General features: G+C 73.1%; 15 protein-coding genes. 9 read left to right on the top strand and 6 right to left on the bottom strand.

Annotated features, from left to right (window positions below; all coding sequences use genetic code 11):
* The first annotated feature begins 7 nt into the window (after positions 1–7).
* The 4 genes from AB0H37_RS03235 (at position 8) to AB0H37_RS03220 (ending at position 4,216) form a co-directional block, all read left to right on the top strand.
* Positions 8–1,441 carry a family 2B encapsulin nanocompartment shell protein gene (locus tag AB0H37_RS03235; RefSeq protein WP_360611038.1) on the top strand — a complete coding sequence of 478 codons (1,434 nt, stop codon included), beginning with the start codon at positions 8–10 and terminating at the stop codon, positions 1,439–1,441.
* Entirely contained in the window at positions 1,438–2,808 is a 1,371-nt protein-coding gene (locus tag AB0H37_RS03230; RefSeq protein WP_360611036.1) for a family 2B encapsulin nanocompartment shell protein, read from the top strand. Before AB0H37_RS03235 ends, AB0H37_RS03230 begins: the two co-directional genes overlap by 4 nt.
* Positions 2,809–2,824: 16 nt before the next feature.
* Positions 2,825–3,904 (top strand): family 2 encapsulin nanocompartment cargo protein polyprenyl transferase, encoded by a 1,080-nt coding sequence (locus AB0H37_RS03225; RefSeq protein ID WP_179837114.1) that lies wholly within the window; start codon positions 2,825–2,827, stop codon positions 3,902–3,904.
* Between the two features lie 78 nt (positions 3,905–3,982).
* The gene (locus AB0H37_RS03220; protein WP_179837113.1) at positions 3,983–4,216 is read left to right on the top strand and encodes a hypothetical protein; all 234 of its coding nucleotides are present in this window, start codon (positions 3,983–3,985) and stop codon (positions 4,214–4,216) included.
* A gap of 297 nt (positions 4,217–4,513) precedes the next feature.
* On the opposite strand, the gene AB0H37_RS03215 is transcribed toward AB0H37_RS03220, so the two are convergent.
* The gene (locus tag AB0H37_RS03215) at positions 4,514–5,731 is read right to left on the bottom strand and encodes an ABC transporter substrate-binding protein (RefSeq protein WP_179839004.1); all 1,218 of its coding nucleotides are present in this window, start codon (positions 5,729–5,731) and stop codon (positions 4,514–4,516) included.
* A 289-nt stretch (positions 5,732–6,020) separates the two neighbouring features.
* Between AB0H37_RS03215 and AB0H37_RS03210 the strand changes: the two genes are divergently transcribed.
* The 5 genes from AB0H37_RS03210 to AB0H37_RS03190 all read left to right on the top strand — a co-directional run bounded on the left by AB0H37_RS03210 (position 6,021) and on the right by AB0H37_RS03190 (position 11,620).
* Positions 6,021–8,537 carry a nitrate- and nitrite sensing domain-containing protein gene (locus AB0H37_RS03210; RefSeq protein ID WP_360611033.1) on the top strand — a complete coding sequence of 839 codons (2,517 nt, stop codon included), beginning with the start codon at positions 6,021–6,023 and terminating at the stop codon, positions 8,535–8,537.
* Between the two features lie 6 nt (positions 8,538–8,543).
* On the top strand, positions 8,544–8,921 hold the full coding sequence (locus AB0H37_RS03205; RefSeq protein ID WP_179837111.1) for a DUF742 domain-containing protein: 378 nt from the start codon (positions 8,544–8,546) through the stop codon (positions 8,919–8,921).
* Complete coding sequence (locus tag AB0H37_RS03200) at positions 8,902–9,558, top strand: ATP/GTP-binding protein (RefSeq protein ID WP_179837110.1); 657 nt, start codon at positions 8,902–8,904, stop codon at positions 9,556–9,558. The genes AB0H37_RS03205 and AB0H37_RS03200 overlap by 20 nt, the downstream gene beginning before the upstream one ends.
* Positions 9,559–9,582: 24 nt before the next feature.
* Positions 9,583–10,632: a galactose-1-phosphate uridylyltransferase gene (gene galT / locus AB0H37_RS03195; RefSeq protein WP_360611030.1), complete on the top strand. Its 1,050-nt coding sequence runs from the start codon at positions 9,583–9,585 to the stop codon at positions 10,630–10,632.
* A gap of 70 nt (positions 10,633–10,702) precedes the next feature.
* The gene (locus AB0H37_RS03190) at positions 10,703–11,620 is read left to right on the top strand and encodes a hypothetical protein (protein ID WP_360611028.1); all 918 of its coding nucleotides are present in this window, start codon (positions 10,703–10,705) and stop codon (positions 11,618–11,620) included.
* Between the two features lie 78 nt (positions 11,621–11,698).
* Here the strand turns inward: AB0H37_RS03190 and AB0H37_RS03185 are convergent, their stop codons facing one another.
* From AB0H37_RS03185 to AB0H37_RS03165, 5 genes are all read right to left on the bottom strand, one after another.
* Positions 11,699–12,634: a LamG-like jellyroll fold domain-containing protein gene (locus tag AB0H37_RS03185; RefSeq protein ID WP_360611026.1), complete on the bottom strand. Its 936-nt coding sequence runs from the start codon at positions 12,632–12,634 to the stop codon at positions 11,699–11,701.
* Positions 12,635–12,695: 61 nt separating this feature from the next.
* Entirely contained in the window at positions 12,696–14,789 is a 2,094-nt protein-coding gene (locus AB0H37_RS03180; protein ID WP_360611024.1) for a PQQ-dependent sugar dehydrogenase, read from the bottom strand.
* 125 nt (positions 14,790–14,914) lie between these two features.
* The gene (locus AB0H37_RS03175) at positions 14,915–16,195 is read right to left on the bottom strand and encodes a hypothetical protein (protein ID WP_360611022.1); all 1,281 of its coding nucleotides are present in this window, start codon (positions 16,193–16,195) and stop codon (positions 14,915–14,917) included.
* Positions 16,192–17,022 (bottom strand): sugar phosphate isomerase/epimerase family protein, encoded by an 831-nt coding sequence (locus AB0H37_RS03170; protein ID WP_360611020.1) that lies wholly within the window; start codon positions 17,020–17,022, stop codon positions 16,192–16,194. The genes AB0H37_RS03175 and AB0H37_RS03170 overlap by 4 nt, the downstream gene beginning before the upstream one ends.
* On the bottom strand, positions 17,022–18,101 hold the full coding sequence (locus AB0H37_RS03165) for a dihydrodipicolinate synthase family protein (protein WP_229810009.1): 1,080 nt from the start codon (positions 18,099–18,101) through the stop codon (positions 17,022–17,024). The genes AB0H37_RS03170 and AB0H37_RS03165 overlap by 1 nt, the downstream gene beginning before the upstream one ends.
* Between the last annotated feature and the right edge of the window lie 16 nt (positions 18,102–18,117).

Raw genomic sequence — 18,117 nt, 5'->3', positions numbered from 1 at the left:
TGTGGACGTGACGGAACAGCAGCATCAGGAGCAGCAGCAACAGGACCACCAGCTGAGCCTCGGTACCGCCGCCGCGCGGAACCTGGCGACCACGACCAAGTCCGTCCCGCAGATGCAGGGCATCACGTCGCGGTGGTTGCTGAAGCTGCTGCCCTGGGTGCAGGCGTCCGGCGGCACCTACCGGGTCAACCGGCGGCTCACCTACACGCTGGGCGACGGGCGCGTCACGTTCGTGACCACCGGCGCCGACATCCGCGTGATCCCGCGCGAGCTCGGCGAGCTGGCCCCGCTGCGCGGCTACGACGACGACCTGACCCTGGACGCCATCGCGGGACGCTTCACCCAGCAGGAGTACGCGCCCGGTGAGGTCGTCGTCGAGCGGGGACGCCCCGTCGACCGCGTCGTCCTCGTCGCGCACGGCAAGCTCAGCAAGATCGGCGCCGGCGAGTTCGGCTCCGACGCCGTCCTCGGAACGCTCGCCAACGGTGACTTCTTCGGCGAGCAGTCCCTCCTCCGGACGGAGGAGGGCGAGGAGCCGCCGACGTGGGAGCACACCGTCAAGGCGGTGACCACCTGCACGATCCTCAGCATGACCCAGGCCGACTTCCAGGCGACGCTCGGCCAGTCCTCCTCTCTCCAGCAGCATCTGGACGAGTACCGGGCGAGCCCGCGGCGCGCGCACAACGCGCACGGTGAGGCGGAGATCGATGTGGCGTCGGGGCACGACGGCGAACCCGTCCTGCCGAGCACGTTCGTCGACTACGAGGCGTCTCCCCGGGAGTACGAGCTGAGCGTCGCGCAGACCGTGCTGCGCGTCCACACCCGCGTCGCCGACCTCTACAACCAGCCGATGGACCAGATCGAGCAGCAGCTCAGGCTGACGATCGAGGCGCTGCGCGAGCGGCAGGAGCACGAGATCGTCAACAACCGCGACTTCGGCCTGCTGCACAACACCGACCTGTCGCAGCGCGTCCACACCCGCTCGGGCCCGCCCACGCCCGACGACATGGACGAGCTGCTGAGCCTCGTCTGGAAGGACCCGGCGTTCTTCCTCGCGCACCCGAAGGCGATCGCCGCGTTTGGCCGCGAGTGCAGCGCCCGCGGCATCTACCCCGACAGCGTCGACGTCGGCGGCCACAAGGTGCCCGGCTGGCGCGGCGTGCCCCTCTTCCCGTGCAACAAGATCCCGGTCTCGTCGACGCTGACCAGCTCGATCCTGCTGATGCGGACCGGCGAGGCGGCGCAGGGCGTCGTCGGGCTGCACCAGGTCGGCCTGCCGGACGAGTACCAGCCGGGGCTGTCGGTCCGGTACATGGGCATCGACGACAAGGCGCTCCTGAACTACCTGGTCAGCGCGTACTACTCGGCGGCCGTCCTGGTGCCCGACGCGCTCGGCATGCTGGAGTCGGTCGAGGTCGCGCACGGCGGTGCCGGCGCGTGACGGAGGAACGGCTGGCCCTCTCCACCCGCGCGGCGAGCAACCTCGCCTCGACGACCAAGACCGTCCCGCAGACGCAGGGCACCACCCCGCGGTGGCTGCTGTCGCAGCTTCCGTGGGTGGAGGCCGGCGGCGGCTCCTACCGGGTGAACCGCAGGCTCACCTACCGGCTCGGCGACGGGCTCGTGACGTTCGTCAACGACGGCGCGGCGATCCGGGTCGTTCCGCCCGAACTGGCCGAGCTGCCCCCGCTGCGCGGCCTGTCCGACACCGCGATCCTGGACGGTCTCGCCTCGCGGTTCGAGCAGCGCGAGTACCGGCCCGGCGAGGTGATCGCGGAGTCGGGCGGGCCCCTCGACGCGGTCCACCTGATCGCGCACGGCAAGGTCGAGGAGAGCGCCCCCGGCGTCTACGACACCGCCGGGCGGGTCGGCGTCCGCGACGGGGGCGGGTTCTTCGGCGCCGACGCCCTGCTCGGCGAGCCGGGGGAGTGGGCGCACACGTTCCGCGCGCTCACCCCCGTGATCGTCCTGTCGCTGCCGCGGGAGGCGATCGAGGAGCTGACCGAGCGGTCCGCGGGGCTGCGCGCGCACCTGGAGGAGTACCGGGCCGCACCCGCCCCGCCGCGGACCAGGCACGGCGAGGCGGCGATCGAGGTGGCGTCCGGGCACGACGGCGAGCCCGTCCTGCCCGGCACGTTCGTCGACTACGAGGCCTCGCCCCGCGAGTACGAGCTTGCCGTCACCCAGACGATCCTGCGCGTCCACTCCCGGGTCGCCGACCTCTACAGCGAGCCGATGGACCAGGTCGAGCAGCAGCTCAGGCTGACGATCGAGGAGGTCAGGGAGCGCCAGGAGCACGAACTGGTCAACAACCCCGACTTCGGCCTGCTGCACAACGCGGACCTGCGCCAGCGCATCCAGACCCTCGGCGGCCCCCCGACCCCCGCCGACATGGACGAGCTGCTGGCGCGGCGCCGCAAGACCCGGTTCTTCCTCGCCCACCCCAAGACGATCGCGGCGATCGGCCGGGAGTGCACCCGGCGCGGCGTGTACCCGGCGCCCGTCGAGATCGAGGGACGCCGCGTGCACGCCTGGCGCGGCGTCCCGATCCTCCCGTCCGACAAGATCCCCATCTCCCCGACCGGGACCAGCTCGATCCTCGCGCTGCGCACCGGCGAGGACGAGCAGGGCGTCGTCGGCCTGCACCGCACCGGGCTGGAGAACGAGGTCCGGCCGGGCCTCACGGCCCGGTTCACCGGCATCGACGACAAGGGCCTGCTGACCTACCTGGTCAGCGCCTACCACTCGGCCGCCGTGCTGGTCCCCGACGCCCTCGGTGTCCTGGAGAACGTCGAGATCGCCCGCTGACGAGAGGGGACCCCCCATGCCCGCCTGGAGAGACGACCCGGCCGTGATCGGCTGCGACCACCGGACGGGGCCGCAGCACCGCCCCCGGACGGCGGCGGAGGTGCTCACCTGGAGCCGCCGCCTGCTCGACCCCGCGCTGCGTCACGTGGTCGAGGCCATGCCGGACGCGTCGCGCTCCACCGCGGGCTTCCACTTCGGCTGGCGCGACGAGCGCGGCCGTCCTGCCGCCGGGGCGGGCGGCAAGGCGATCCGGCCCGCGCTCACGCTGCTGGCCGCGGAGGCGGTCGGCGGGACGGTCCAGGCCGCCCTGCCGGCCGCCGTGGCGGTCGAGCTCGCGCACAACTTCTCCCTCATGCACGACGACGTGATGGACGGCGACCTCACCCGCCGGCACCGCCCCACCGCGTGGGCGGTCTTCGGCGCCAACGCGGCGATCCTGTCCGGTGACGCCCTCCTCGCCGCCGCCTACGAGATCCTCGCCGAGGAGCCCTCCGCGGTGGTCGCCCGCGGCGTGCGCATCCTCGCCCGGGCCGTCCTGGAACTGGTCGAGGGCCAGCGCGCCGACCTGGCCTTCGAGGAGCGCGGCGACGTCACGCTCGACGAGTGCCTGGCCATGGCAGCGGGCAAGACCGGCGCGCTGCTCGGCGCCTCGTGCGCGCTCGGTGCCGTGTACGGCGGCGGCACCGCCGGGCAGGTCTCCCGCCTGCGCGTCTTCGGCGAGCGCCTCGGCCTGGCCTTCCAGCTCGTCGACGACCTGCTCGGCATCTGGGGCGAACCGGCGGTCACCGGCAAGCCCGTCCACGCCGACCTGCGCCGCCGCAAGAAGTCGCTGCCCGTCGTCGCGGCCCTCACCTCCGGCAGCGCCGCCGGCGGCGACCTCGCCGCCCTCTACCTGCGCGACGCGCCGCTCACCGACGAGGAGGCGATCCTCGCCGCCGGCCTCGTCGACGCGGCGGGCGGCCGCGCCTGGGCCGCCGCCCACGCCGACGAACTCCTCACCGACGCGCTCGCCGACCTCGACGCCGCCGGCGCCGCCCCGTGCGCCGACGCCGAACTGCGGGCGCTCGCCCACCTGATGACCGACCGCGACCACTGACCGTCCACCCGTACCCGGCCCCACCGTGCGAGGGAGGTCCACTTCCTGATCGATCACATGTTCGAGTAGGGTCGAGCCGTGCAGGCTCCCGAACACGTCCCGTTCCTGTGCCCCGCCGGGCACCGGCTCGGCCCGGGCCGGGTCATCGTCGGCTGGTCGCCGTGCGTCTGCCCGCCCTGCGACAGACGGGGCCGCGGGCTGCGCGGCCACCGCACCTACCTGTGCCTCGACTGCAAGGACGAGCACGTCACGACGAAGTGCTACCTGCCCCACCACGTCCCGCCCGAGGGCGCCGAGTACCGCTGGCCCTGAACGTGGTGCTGCCGGCCCTGAACCGGGGACGCCGCCAGTGGTCAGTACGGGAGGGTACGACCGGACGGGGTACGCAGGTCCAGGGCCGGGCGTTCGGCCCGGTCGTCGGCGGTGCGTTTGCCAATTCTGACGCGGACTTGACCCTTCATGGCGTTCTCCTTCCCCCGGCTTTACACGCCGTGGTACGGGAGATCTGCCCACATTCGTTCGACTTCACCGTCGCCCGCGGGTGACGGCTCGGTGCATTGGCCGGGGGAGGTGGCCGTGTCCACCGCCTGAGGCGCAGGTCAGACGGCGTCAGCCCTTGATCTGCGTCCAGGCCTGGGCCCAGCGGGAGTAATCCACGCATTTGTTGCCGCGGTCGTCCCCGCAGTCCTTCACCGGGGTTTTCCAGAACGCCAGGCGCTTGTAGAACTCCGGGTCGCCGACGTGATAGGTCGAGCAGAAGCCCTTGGCGGTGTACCTGCACGCCTTGGGGTTGGCGGGCGCCTCACCGAACCACTGCGCGACCTCCGCCTGCACCTTCGGCATGGTGATCCAGTTCATCCACTTGTACATGCAGGTCGGATGCTGGGCCTTCGAGGAGATCATCCAGGTGTCGGACCAGCCGGTCGCGCCCTCGTCCGGGATCGTCGTGGCGACCGGCGCCTTGTCCGTCATGGCCAGGTTCGCGGTCACCTGCCAGGCGGTGCCGGCGTAGTTGTAGCCGCTCTTGAACGACTGGAGCTCGTCCAGGTAGTTCGCCCAGTACTGGTTGACGTTCGGTCGCTGCTGCTTGAGCAGGTTCACCGCGGCGTCGAACTGCTCGTCGTCCAGCTCGTAGACGTCGTTGATCTTCAGGTCGGGGCGGTGCGTCTTGAGGTAGAGCGCCGCGTCCGCGATGTAGATGGGGGAGTCGTAGGCGACGACGTGCCCGGCGGCGGGGGACTCCTTGTCCCACACCACGCTCCACGACGTCGGACGCTGGGTGATCTTGTCCGTCCGGTACATCAGCATGTTGGCGCCGTAGCCGTGCGGGACGCCGTACATCCGCCCGGCGGCGGAGTTGTACGGCTGGTTCTTCAGGTACTTGGCGATGTCCTCCCAACTGCTGATCAGGCCGGTGTTGACGGGCGCGACCGTCCCGCCGTAGATGAGCCGCAGGCTCGCGTCGCCGGACGCCGACACGCCGTCGTACCGCCCGGTCTTCATGAGCGCGACCATCGAGTCGGAGGTGTCGGCGACCTTCGTGTACACCTTGCAGCCGGTCGCCTTCGTGAACGGCGTGACCCAGTCGACCTTCGGGTCGTTCGTGCCGTTCTCGGCGTATCCGGCCCAGGCGACGAGGTCGAGCCGGCCTTCCGGGGTGCCGAGTTCCTGCAGCACCGGGACTTCGGGCGGCGCCGCGGTCCCGCCGGAGTCGCCACTGCAGGCGCCGGTCAGCGCCGCCGCGACCAGCGCCCCCGTGGCGAGCAGGGTCCGGCGGGCGCGGGCCGGTGGGCGCACGGTCGTCGTCGCTTCTGGGGTACGAGCCATCACGCTGAGGCATCGTAGGGGTATTTTGGGCTGACCGCCGCCACAAAACGTGATGATCTGGAAACTGTCGACACATGGTGGCAGACCGTCCTAGGCTCTCCTGCGTTCCGCGTGAGCCGCTCCGCACGCAATCGATGCCAGCCGTCCGACCAGTCGATGTCAGCCGTCCGACCGAGTTGAAGGTTCAGCCGCAGTGCCAAATCGAGGCCGCACAACGGACTCGTCCGCCGGACACCGGCGGGCTCCCAAGGCCGCCCGTTTCCGGTCCATCCGCTTCAAGGTCGTCCTGATGGTCACCGTCTCGGTGGTCTCCCTGGGCGTGCTGTGGGCGTTCGCCGCGAGCATCGCGCTCGGCGAAGGGCTCAACCTCCGCCATGTCAAGACCGTCCAGGACCACTACGGCTACCCGTCGGGCGCGCTCGGCAGCGCGCTGCAGGCCGAGCGGCGGCTGTCGATGGTGTACCTCGGCGGCCGCGCGGAGGGCGACCGCGCCGCCATGGAGTCCGGCCGCCTGGTCACCGACCGGCAGGCCGACCTGTTCCGCCGGCTCGCCGGGTCCGAGTCCGTCCAGAACGCCGCCCCCAAGGACGCCCGGGGCATCGCCGGCAAGATCCTCACCGAGCTGGACGGTCTGGCGGACCGGCGCCGCGCCATCGACGCCGGCCGCCTGAACCGGGCCCGCGTGTTCGCCGACTACACGGCCCTGCTCGGCGACGTCGGCGCGCTGCAGGGCTCGCTCGCCACGCTGGACAACTCCGAGGTCGCCAAGGACGCCCGCAACGAGGCGTCGCTGACCCGGGCCCGCGAGGTCCTCGCGCAGGAGGACGCGCTGCTGGCGGGCGCGCTCGCCGCCGGCAGGATCACGCCCGGCGAGCACGCCCAGTACGTCAAGCTCGTCGGCACGCAGCGCACCCTGTACACCTACACGGCGGCCGAGCTGCGCTCGCCCGACCAGTCCTACTACGAGCGCATCGTCGGCATGCCCGAGTACGGCCGGCTCCGCACGCTGGAAGACCGCTTCGTCGCCTCGCCGCGGCTGGTCAACGCCACCGGCGCCGCCGGCGCGCTGTGGAAGACCACCGCCGACTCCAACCTCACCCGGCTCCGCGGCCTCGAACTGTCGGTGTCGGCGGGCGCCGAGAAGCGCGCCCAGCCGATCTCCGAGGGCATCATCACCCGCGTCGTCCTCGCGGGCGCGCTCGGGCTGGTCGCGGTCGTCGCCACCCTCGTCCTGGCGATCTGGGTCGCCCGGTCCGTCATCCGCGAGTTGCGCCGGCTGCGCCGCGAGGCGATCGACCTGGCCGACGTCCGGCTGCCCGGCGTGATCCGCCGGCTGCGCCGCGGCGAGGAGGTCGACGTGGCCGCCGAGGCGCCGCCGCTGTCGTTCGGGACGCGCGAGATCGACCAGGTCGGCGAGGCGTTCAACGCCGCCCGCCGCACCGCGATCCAGAGCGCCGTCGAGGAGGCGACGCTGCGCCACAACGTCAGCGACGTGTTCGTCAACCTCGCCCGCCGCAGCCAGACGCTGCTGCACCGCCAGCTCAAGCTGCTGGACTCGATGGAGCGGCGCATCGAGACCCCCGACGACCTGGAGGACCTGTTCCGGGTCGACCACCTCGCCACCCGCATGCGCCGGCACGCCGAGGGCCTGATCATCCTGTCCGGGCAGGCGCCCGGCCGCGGCTGGCGCAGCCCCGTCGCGATCGTGGACGTCGCCCGCGCCGCCGCGTCCGAGGTCGAGGACTACACCCGCGTCAACGTCGCCCCGATGACCCGCGCCGCGATCGTCGGCCCGGCCGTCGCCGACGTCATCCACCTGCTCGCCGAGCTGATCGAGAACGCCGCGACGTTCTCGCCGCCGCACACGACCGTCCAGGTGCAGGGGCAGGCCGTCTCGCACGGCTTCACGCTGGAGGTCGAGGACCGCGGCCTCAGCATGGACGAGCCCAGCCTCGCCGCCGCCAACGAGCGGCTCGCCACCGCCGCCGAGTTCGACCTGTCCGACAGCGCGCAGCTCGGACTGTTCGTCGTCGGCCGGCTGGCCCGCCGGCACGGCATCAAGGTCACCCTGCGGACGTCCCCCTACGGCGGCATGACCGCGATCGTGCTGCTGCCCGAGGAGCTCGTCGTCCCCGACGAGGGTGAACCGGTGCGGAACGCGCCCGCCCTCACCACCCGCCGCGCCGAGGACGCGCTCGTCCCCGTCGGCACCGTCGTGAACGGCGCCAGCGTCCGCAGCGGCCCGCAGCCGGTGCTGGACGAGGGCGGGTCCGTGCTGCACCTGCCGTCCGGACGGCACGCGGCGCAGACTCCGGCGCCGCCCTCCCCGCAGCAGGAGCCGCTCGCCCCGCCCGCGCAGCCCGTCCGCCCGTTCATCCCCCCGGCCGCCGCCATGCCTCCGTCCGGGGAGCCGGACGCGCTGACCGGGCCCATCCCGGTGTTCGAGGAGCCGATCCAGGGCCAGTCGCCGGCACACCGGCCGGCCGCGTCCCCGTGGGGCGACCCGCCGCCCGAGCCCGAGCCGGCGTCCTCGCCGCCGCCCCCGCCGGGCGTGCCGCGCTCGCCCCGCGAGGTGCGGCGCCGTCCCCCGGGCAAGTCGTCCGGCGGCGACCGTCCCTCGCTGCCGAAGCGGGTCCGGCAGGAGAACATGGCCTCCCAGCTGCGGGAGGAGCACGCCGCCCCGGCCGGTCCCGCGCCCGCCGCCCGTGCCGACCGGTCGCCCGAGCAGCTGCGGTCGATGATGTCGTCCATCCAGAGGGGCACTCGGCGCGGACGCGCCGAGTCCCTCGATACCGAGGAATCGTGACGGACCATGACCGGTCCTGGCAGCGAATGGCTCGATGACGAGGCCGGCCCGATCGTGCGGTCGTACGCGCTCACCCGCGGGCGCGCCAGGCCCGCGACCGGCGAGGCCTTCGACATGATCACGATAGTCTCGACCGCGGCGCGGCCGCGGTCGGGCTCGCCCGGCATCGGTCCCGAGCACCTCGACATCCTGGAGATGTGCCTGCAACCGCAGCCGGTGGCCGAGGTCGCGGCGCGGATGCGGCTGCCGCTCGTCGTCGTGCGGGTGCTGCTCGGCGACCTGCTCCACCACCGGCTCATCACCGCCACCCGTCCCCAACAGGAGAGCGCGCTCTCCAAGGAACGTCTGCTGAGGGAAGTGCTCCATGGTCTCCAAGCCCTCTGAGAACGCCGGTGCGGCCGCCGGAGGGAGCGCGGGGCCGTCCCCCCGGGAGGGGGTCGGCCCGGCGACGCCGGTGGCGGTGAAGATCCTCGTCGCCGGGGGCTTCGGCGTCGGCAAGACCACGCTCGTCGGCTCCGTCAGCGAGATCCGCCCCCTGCAGACCGAGGAACTGCTCACCGACCGGGGCGTCGGCGTCGACGACACCGAGGGCGTCGAGCAGAAGACCACCACCACGGTCGCGATGGACTTCGGCCGCATCACGATCCGCGAAGGCCTCGTGCTCTACCTGTTCGGCACGCCCGGCCAGGACCGGTTCTGGTTCATGTGGGACGAGCTGTCCTTCGGGGCGCTCGGTGCCGTCGTGCTCGCCGACACCCGCCGCCTCTCGGACAGCTTCCCCGCCGTCGACTACTTCGAGAACCGGGGCCTGCCGTTCGTCATCGCGGTGAACCGCTTCGACGACGGCTACGACTACACGCCCTCGGAGATCCGGGAGGCGCTCGACCTCAGCGAGGGGACCCCGGTCGTGATGTGCGACGTCCGGGAGCGCACGTCCGGCAAGGACGTGCTGACGACGCTGGTCAGGTATCTGCTGTCGGTGCACGAGGAGGCGACGCGGGCGGACGCCTCCGCGCTGTAGGCTGCCGGTCGAGATGAAGTCGAGATGAACCGGACACGCGCGCGGCTCTCGGACGGCCGCGAGATCGTCTACTACGACGAGGCCCCCGGCCGGGCGCCCGTCGCCGACCCGCGCGGCCTGCCGCCGGTCGAGCCGGTCTGCGAGGTCCGCCGCGACCCGCTGACCGGCGACCACGTCACGATCACCGGGCACCGCAACACGCGGACGTTCCTGCCGCCCGCCGACCAGTGCCCGCTGTGCCCCGGCGGCCCGGCCTCGGAGATCCCGGACCCGTCCTACGACGTCGCCGTGTTCGAGAACCGCTTCCCCTCCTTCGACGTCCGCACCCCGCCGGTACCGCCCTCGATCGACGGTGTGGAACGGTCCCGCGGCGCCGGGCGCTGCGAGGTCGTCTGCTTCACCGACGACCACTCCACCTCGATGGCGCTGCTGCCCGTCTCCCGCGTCCGGACGGTCGTCGACGCGTGGGCCGACCGCACCGCCGAACTGTCGGCCGTCCCCGGCGTCGCGCAGGTCTTCGCGTTCGAGAACCGCGGCGTCGAGATCGGCGTGACCCTGCACCACCCGCACGGCCAGATCTACGCCTACCCGTTCCTCACCCCCCGCACCGAGCGGATGCTGGCGTCGGCCGCCGCGAACCCGGACCTGTTCGGCGACGTCCTGAAGGCCGAGCGCGCCGGCAGCCGCGTCGTGCTGTCCGGCGAGCACTGGACGGCCTACGTCCCCGCGGCAGCCCGCTGGCCGGTGGAGGTGCACCTGATGCCGCATCGCCACGTCCCCGACATGGCCGCTCTCGACGCTGGGGAGCGCGACGAGCTCGCCGTCCTCTACCGTGACCTCCTGCGCCGCTGCGACGCCCTCTACGGCGCCCCGCTGCCCTACGTCGCGGGCTGGCACCAGGCGCCGGTCGGCGAGGGCCGCGACCTGCTCCGCCTGCACCTGGAGCTCTTCTCGGTCCGGCGCGCCGCCGACAAGATCAAGTACCTGGCCGGCTCGGAGTCGGGCATGGCCGCCTGGATCAACGACGTCCCGCCGGAGGACGTCGCCGCGCGCCTGCGCGGCGCCCGCGGTTGACTCGGGCTTGACCCGACCGATTTCGCGACTGTCCAGAACGATCTCCGCCGCGTGGCCTACGCTCCGACGCATGCCGGAAAGCGTGCTGGCGGACCCGTTGGCGCGAGGGTCCTTCGACGGCGTCGCCGCCACCGCCGAGCGTCCGTCGCTGGCGTTCACCTCCCGGGTCGGGCAGGGCGTGAACACCGGCCAGGCGTGGGACCTGGCGGCCGGCGCGCCGCTGGGCCCGCCGATCCCCGACTTCCCCGCCGATCGTGCCGACTGGGCGTTCGGCCTCCTCGCCGGGTCGCCGACCGTCGCCTGGACGCACCGCGACCGCCTCCACATACACGATCTCGGCACCGGACACGAACTCGCCCTGGACGCCCACCCGGACCTGCTCGGCCTCACCGTCCACCACGGCCGCGGCGCGGTCGTCGCCGTCTTCGGCCCCGCGAACGACGCCGAGGTCGCCGTGTGGGACGCCCTCACGGGCGACCGCCTCGCCGACTTCCGCCTCTGGCTCGGCCACCACAGCGCCCTCGGCCGCAGGCTCCTGCACGCGACGCCCGCGACGGGCGCCCTCACCGCCCTCACCGGCCTGACCGGCGACTCCACGGTCAGGCTCCTGGATCTCGAACGCGGCGAGGAGATCGCCGCAGCCCCCTCCGGCGCCGCGACCCTCACCCCGTCCCCGGACGGCCTCGTCCTCCTCTCTCCGACCCCGGAGGGCCTGGGCGTGCAGGGCCTGGACGGCGACCGCCTCGCGACCCTGTCCACACCGGCCCCCTGCGACCAGGTGGCCGGCGGCCTGGTCGACGGTCACCTCCTGGTGGCCGCCGCCCTCCGGGACGCCCCCGACACCCTCGTCGCCTGGAACGCCGCCGTCCCGACCCCGTCCCACCGCATCAAGCTGCCGACCCCGGCCAACGACCTGGCCCTGGCCCCCGACGGCACCCTCCTGGCCGCCACGGACACCGCCCTCTACACCGCCCGCCTGCGCACGTGAAAGGGCCGGGTGGTAACCCGGCCCTGACGTCGAGTGAAGAGAAGCACCGCCGGCGCCCAGGGGCGCCGGCGGCGGGGGTCAGCGGTTCGCGAACTTGTACTGGATGGCCGCTTCCTTCGGGGTGAGGGGGCGGTCGAGGAACATCAGGCCGTCCATGCGGCAGTTGCAGGGGTTCTTCTCCGCGGTGTTCTGCGGGTAGCTGCCGCCGATCTTGATGCCGCGGGGGTCCGTGGCGGACGTGACGTCGGGCTCGGGGGCGCCTTCGATGGCCCACGGGTCCCCGGCCGTGGTGTAGAAGCCGTCCAGCGGCCTGCCGTCCTTGTAGAGCGCCATCGCACCGGTGTCGTAGTCGAACGTCGCGGCGAGGTGCACCCAGGTGTTCTGGGGGAGGATGCTCTGCCAGTCCTCGCTCGCCGCGAACGTCTGGGACTTCGAACCGTCCACCCGGCGGCCCAGCGCGACGACGTGCAGGGTGCCGGAGACCTCGATGATCTCCAGCAGGGCGCGCACGGCGTGGCCGTCGGAGTCCCCGGTGAGCAGGCCCGACAGGCCGATCGCGTTGTAGACGTCGCTCGGGTTGGACGTCTCGGTGTTGGGGCTCGGGTTCGTGCCGGTCATCTTGATCCAGCCCGCGAGGGTCGCGCCCTTGGCGGAGCTGAACGCGTGCAGGGACGGGACGCCGGGCGCGGAGTAGACCCCCGCCTTCCAGTCGTCGTTGCCCTTCGCGGACGGGGCGACCTGCCCGAGCTGGATGGCGTGCCGCCGCGCGCCGTCCCGGACCCGCATGGCCGCGCCGCCGTTGATCAGGTTGATCGTGGTTCCGGAGCGTCCGCGGTCGGCCTCGCGGGACGGGTCGCCCGGGACGGGGTGCTCGAAGTCGTAGTAGGAGATGAGGTTCTTCTTCAGGGGCGGGAAGACGCCGCCGGTCGAGGCGTGGGCCGGGGCTGCGGCGACGCAGAGGGAGGCGCCCAGCAGCGCGGTGGTGAGTGCGGCGGTGCCGCGGCGAATCATCATGTCGACTCCTTGAGGCCCTCCGGGCGGGCGCCGGGTCGCGGCGCCCGCCCGGAGGAGGCCGTTACTTCGCCGGGGTTCCGCGGACCGTCAGGTCGCGGAGCCGGCCGATGTTGTCGAACGAGCCGAAGCCCACCCGGCCGGAGCCGAGGGTCTTGTCGAGGGCCGTGAAGACCGGCCGGGAGGACCCGTCCACGTACACGGCGGTCTCGCCGGTGTCCGCTCGGCGGTCGACCCGGACGCGGTGCCACGCCTCGTCGGTGATGGCCGGCGGGGCGCCGTGCGACCGGTTGGCGTTCCACTGCTGGTCGATGCGCAGCCGGTCGGCGCCGTTCACCAGGAAGATCCCGTTGTGCGGGTAGATGGTGTTGTCGCTGGAGAGGTGGGTGTAGTAGTAGTGCGTGTCGTCCTGGTAGCCGAAGATGACGATCACGTCCCGGTTGCTGATCGACACCGGCGTGTCCAGCCGCACCTGCGCGTCGATCTGCGTCGAGGTGAGTGCGGGGCCCTTGTTCAGCACCGCGTACTCGAACGGGCGGCGCGGGCCCGGACGCTGCTCGCCGGCCTCGGCCAGGATCACCTGGTCGCCCGGGAACTGCCACTTGGACGGCGTGACGGGCGTCCAGTTCGCGGCGTTCATCGCGTTCCCGACGCGGACGGGGCCCGCCGCTCCGGACGCGACCCGCTTGGTCCCGACGACCTTCCAGATCTTGCCGTTGGCCTTGGCGAGCAGGTAGGGCTCGCCCTTGCCGTCCGACCCGTACCGCAGGTCGACGCGCTGGTCACCGGCCAGCTCCCGCATCGTGACGGGCTTGCCGGAGGTGTCGTAGGCCGCCATCTCGTAGATCTGGGCGCGGTTCGTGCCGGTCGCGTCGTGCTTCATCTCCGACTCTTCGGTGTACATGAGCCGGCCGTCCACGATGTCGGTGAACAGGTACTTGCCGCGCAGCGCGGGCAGCTTCGCGCCCCGGTAGACGTAGCCGCCGGAGATGGCGTGGCCGACGTCGCTGCTGCAGTTCCAGTCGGCGGGCGGGTCGTGGTCGTAGGCCGCGAGCGGGTACTCGTAGTCGTACTTGGCGTCGTCGGCCGGCAGCGGGTACAGGTGGCAGCGGTCGTCCTTGCGGAACGTGAACGCGCCCTCCCGCTCGCTCCACCCGATGTTCGCGCCCGGGTAGAGCTCGTGGATCGACTCGATCTCGTGCTCGCCGATGTGCGCGAGGAACAGCCGGTGCTTCCCGCCGGTGTCCCAGCTGAACCGGTGCGGGTCGCGCATGCCGTAGGCGTAGATCTCGCCGAGCTTGCCGGCCTGCCCGGCGAACGGGTTGTCGGCGGGGACGCCGTACCTGCCGTTGGCGCTGTCGTTCCCGGCGGGGTCGATCCGCAGGATCTTGCCCTGCGGGACGCCGAGGTTCTGCGGGTCGCCGCCGTTGTCGCCGACGTTGCCGTTGCCGCCGTCGCCGACCGACACGTAGAGCTTGCCGTAGTCGGCGTCGCCCGGACGGGCGTTCGGGTTGAAGTCGATCTGCTGGAGGTTGTGGATGCGCCCGGCGAAGCCGACGCGCAGGATCTCGCGATGCGTCCCGGAGAAGGTGCCGGCCTCGGGGTTCGTGGCCGTCCACTCGTCGATGACGCCGTGGTAGCCGGTCTTCGGCTGCGGGGTGAGGTCGGGCGTCTTGGTCTTCAGCGCCTCGCCCGCCTCGACGTGCGTGGTGTAGAACTTCCCGTTCTTGCGGAAGTCAGGGTGGAACGCGACGAATCCGAAGCCCTGCCCGAGTCCGGCCTGGGAGAAGAAGTCGGGCGCGAACGTGGCGGCGACGTCCAGGTAGACGTGCGGGGTGCGGGTCTTCTTGTCGAGCAGGTACAGATTGCCGTTCAGGTCGGGCACGTACAGGCGGCCCGAGTGGTCGGGGACCTCACCGACGTGGTTGATGCGGTTCCACCGCAGCAGCCGCGGGTCGGTGGGGGTGCCGGTCGGCGTCGACTTCGGCAGCTGCGCGACCTCCTGGAGGACGAGGCCGAGGCCGGACGGGGCGGGGTCGTCGGGGATCGGGTCGAGGATCGGGGCGTCGTCCCGGGCCTGCGCCGCGGGGGGGACGCTGAGCAGCGGCAGCAGCAGCGCCGCGATCGTGAGGAGACACCAGCTGAGCTTTCTTCGCATTCCAGCCGTCCTAGGGTGGGGATCGGTGGCAGGAAAGCGCTTTCTGGAAGCGCTTTCCAGAAGGTACGACCGGCCTCGCCCGACGTCAAGGATCAATTTCGGGCCAGCCGGATGTGGACATCCCGTCACGACCGCTCGCGACGGAACCACGCGTGGACCAGCGTCGCGCCTGTGGACACGACGAGACCCACGGGGGCGGCGGCGGCATGCCCGGCCAGGGTCAGGGCCACGGCCACCGCGGCACCGGGCGCCCAGATCCACGTCGCCACGGGCCGTCCCGCGCGCCCGCGCCGCCTCCGCCCGAACTCGGCCGCCATCGGCGGAACCAGCGCCGGCAGCGCCGCCGCCAGCACCGTCAGCCATTCGAGCAGCATCCGGTCGACCCGCAGCGCCGCGAGCACCGCGCCGGGCACCGCGATCGCCAGCACCGCCACGACCCGCCGCCCCTCCACCCGCCCCCGACACCCTCCGGACGGCCCCCCGGCGGCGCCGTCCGCCGGGGCGGTGCCGGGCGGGGGGTGGGGGAGGAAGCGGTTGGCGGCCAGGGCGCCGGAGTGGACGGCGGCGAGGGTCGGGGCTATGACCGAGGCGGCGACGAACAGGTTGGCGGCCGGAAGCCCGTCCGGGCCGGCGAGGACGGCGACCACGTCGGTGGAGCCGCTGGCCGCCGCGACCCCGGCGCCGACGACGGAGGCCGCCAGGGCGGGGACGACGAGCAGCGCGACGCAGGCCGCGAGGTCGCGGCGGCCGCGCAGGCCGACGGTGAAGTCGGGGGCCCGCACGGCGAACACCGACACGTACCCGATGTACCCGGCGAGGTCCGCGGCGAGGACGCCGGGCGGCCCGTCCCGCGCGAGCGAGACGGGCGAGGCGGGCGGCGCGAGCTTCACCGCGACGATGCCGATCAGCGCGACCGCGGTGAGGGTGGTGGCTACCGCGACCGCGTTCCACCGCCCGCCGCCCGCGACCAGCACCGCGACCGTGGGGACGGCCAGCACCGCGACGCCGACCGCGTCCGGGACGCCGCCGAGCGCCGCGGCGGCCGCTCCGCCGAGGCCGACATTGAACCCGAACCAGCCGACCATCGCGACCGCGAGCAGCGCGGTGAAGGCGCGCTCGGCGACCGGGGCCAGGTAGCGGGGCGCGAGGTCGGCCATGCCGGCGTTCTCCCCTGCGGGCTCCCGCAGGCCGAGCCGTCCCTGCGCGGCGAGCAGCGCGGCCATGACGGCGCCGCCGACCAGCAGGACCGGGACGGGCAGCGCGCCGCCGTGCCGCCCGCCGATCTGCGCCCCGAGGACGAGCGCGCCCGGCGCCGTCCCGATCCCGAGCCACGCCCCGGACGCCGCCCGCCACGTCCGGCCGCCGCCGGATCCGGACGTGCGCGGGCGCGCCGGAGCGGACGTCACGCCCCGTGTCCCTCGAAGACGTGTCCCTCGAAGACGTGCTCCTCGTAGCGGGCCATCGTCAGAGCGAGGGCCTCGGGGCCCGGCATGGCCCACAGCGCGTCGTTGAAGATCTCCACCTCGATCGGGCCGGTGTAGCCGGTGGCGTCCACCGCCTCGCGGAACCGGCGCAGCTCGACGCACCCGTCGCCGAGCATGCCGCGCCCGGTGAGGACGCCCTCGGGCAGCGGCGTGATCCAGTCGGCGACCTGGAACAGCGAGATCCGCCCCTCGGCGCCGGCGCGGGCGATGCCGTCCCAGACCGCCGGGTCCCACCACAGGTGGTAGGTGTCGACCATGACGCCCACCTGGGAGGACGGGAAGGGCGCCGCCAGGTCGAGCGCCTGCCCGAGGGTGGAGACGACGCAGCGGTCCGAGCAGAACATCGGGTGCAGCGGCTCGATCGCGAGCTGGACGCCGTGCTCGCCCGCGTAGGGAGCGAGTTCGGCCAGGACGTCGGCGACGCGCGAGCGCGCCCCGTCCAGGTCGCGGGACCCGTCCGGCAGGCCGCCGCTGACCAGGCACAGGGCGGGCGCGCCCAGCTCGGCCGCCTCCTCGACGGCGCGGCGGTTGTTCTCCAGCGCGTCCGGCTCCTGGAAGAAGCCGCCCCGGCACAGGGACGTGACCGCCAGCCCGTGGTCGCGCATGAGCTTGCCGGTGCGGGCCAGGCCGTACTCGGCGACGGGCTCGCGCCACAGCCCGACGCCCGTCACCCCGGCGGACGCGCAGCCGGCGGCCAGCTCGGCCAGGGGCCAGTGCCTGGTCGTCCACTGGTTGAGGCTGAACCTCATCACGCGGCTCCCTGGACGGTCAGCCAGGCGCGCATCCGGTGCGCCGCGAGGTCGGGGTCGGGGAAGAGGCCGGCGGCGTCGGCCAGCCGGAAGAGGCCGGTCATGTGCGGCACCGAGCGCGCGGTCTCCAGCCCGCCGACCATCCGGAAGTGCCGCTGGTGGCCGGTCAGCCAGGCCAGGAACACCACACCCGTCTTGTAGTAGTAGGTGGGGGTCTCGAAGAGGTGCCGGGCCAGCGGCACCGTGGGGCCGAAGATCTCCTCGTAGGACGCGGTGTCGCCGTCGTCCAGCGCGTGCAGGGCGGCCGCGGCGGCGGGCGCGATGGGGTCGAAGATCCCGAGCAGCGCGTCGCTGTGCCCCTCGGAGTCGCCCCGGATCAGCTCCGGATAGTTGAAGTCGTCCCCGGTGTAGAGCCGGACCCCGGACGGCAGCCGGCGGCGCAGGTCGATCTCCCGCCCCGCGTCCAGCAGCGAGATCTTCACTCCGTCGATCCGGGACGCGTGCTCGCCGATCAGGGCGAGCAGCGCGCCGGACGCCACGTCCAGATCGGACGAGCCCCAGTAGCCCTCCAGCGCCGGGTCGAACATCGGGCCCAGCCAGTGCAGCACGACCGGACGCCCGGCCTGGGCCAGCAGCCGCCCGTACACGGCGGCGTAGTCCTCCGGGCCGCTCGCCGCGGCGGCCAGGTGCCGGCTCGCCATCAGCACCGGCACCGCGCCGACGGACTCGATGACGGCGAGCTGCTCCTCGTAGGCGGCGGCGATCTCCTCCAGCGACGCCGGTCCGGCGGGGAGCTGGTCGGTGCCCGCTCCGCAGACGATCCGGCCCCCTGCTGAAAGCGCTTCCTCACCGCTCCGCACGATGAGCTCGCGGGTCGTCGCCCAGTCCAGGCCCATGCCGCGCTGGGCGGTGTCCATCGCCTCGGCGACGCCCAGCCCGTGGGACCACAGGTGGCGGCGGAACGCCAGCGTCGTGTCCCAGTCCAGTGACTCGTCCCCCGCCACCACGTGCGCGGCCGCGTACGCGACGCGTGACGTGGCGGGCCCGGCGGGCGGCTTGTAGGTGCGCGGCTCGCTCATCGCGTAGCCGGGCGCC

Origin of the sequence: Actinomadura sp. NPDC023710 (assembly GCF_040639875.1) — a bacterium.
GTDB classification, from domain to species: Bacteria; Actinomycetota; Actinomycetes; order Streptosporangiales; family Streptosporangiaceae; genus Spirillospora; species Spirillospora citrea.
This window is presented reverse-complemented; position numbering and strand designations above follow the sequence as displayed.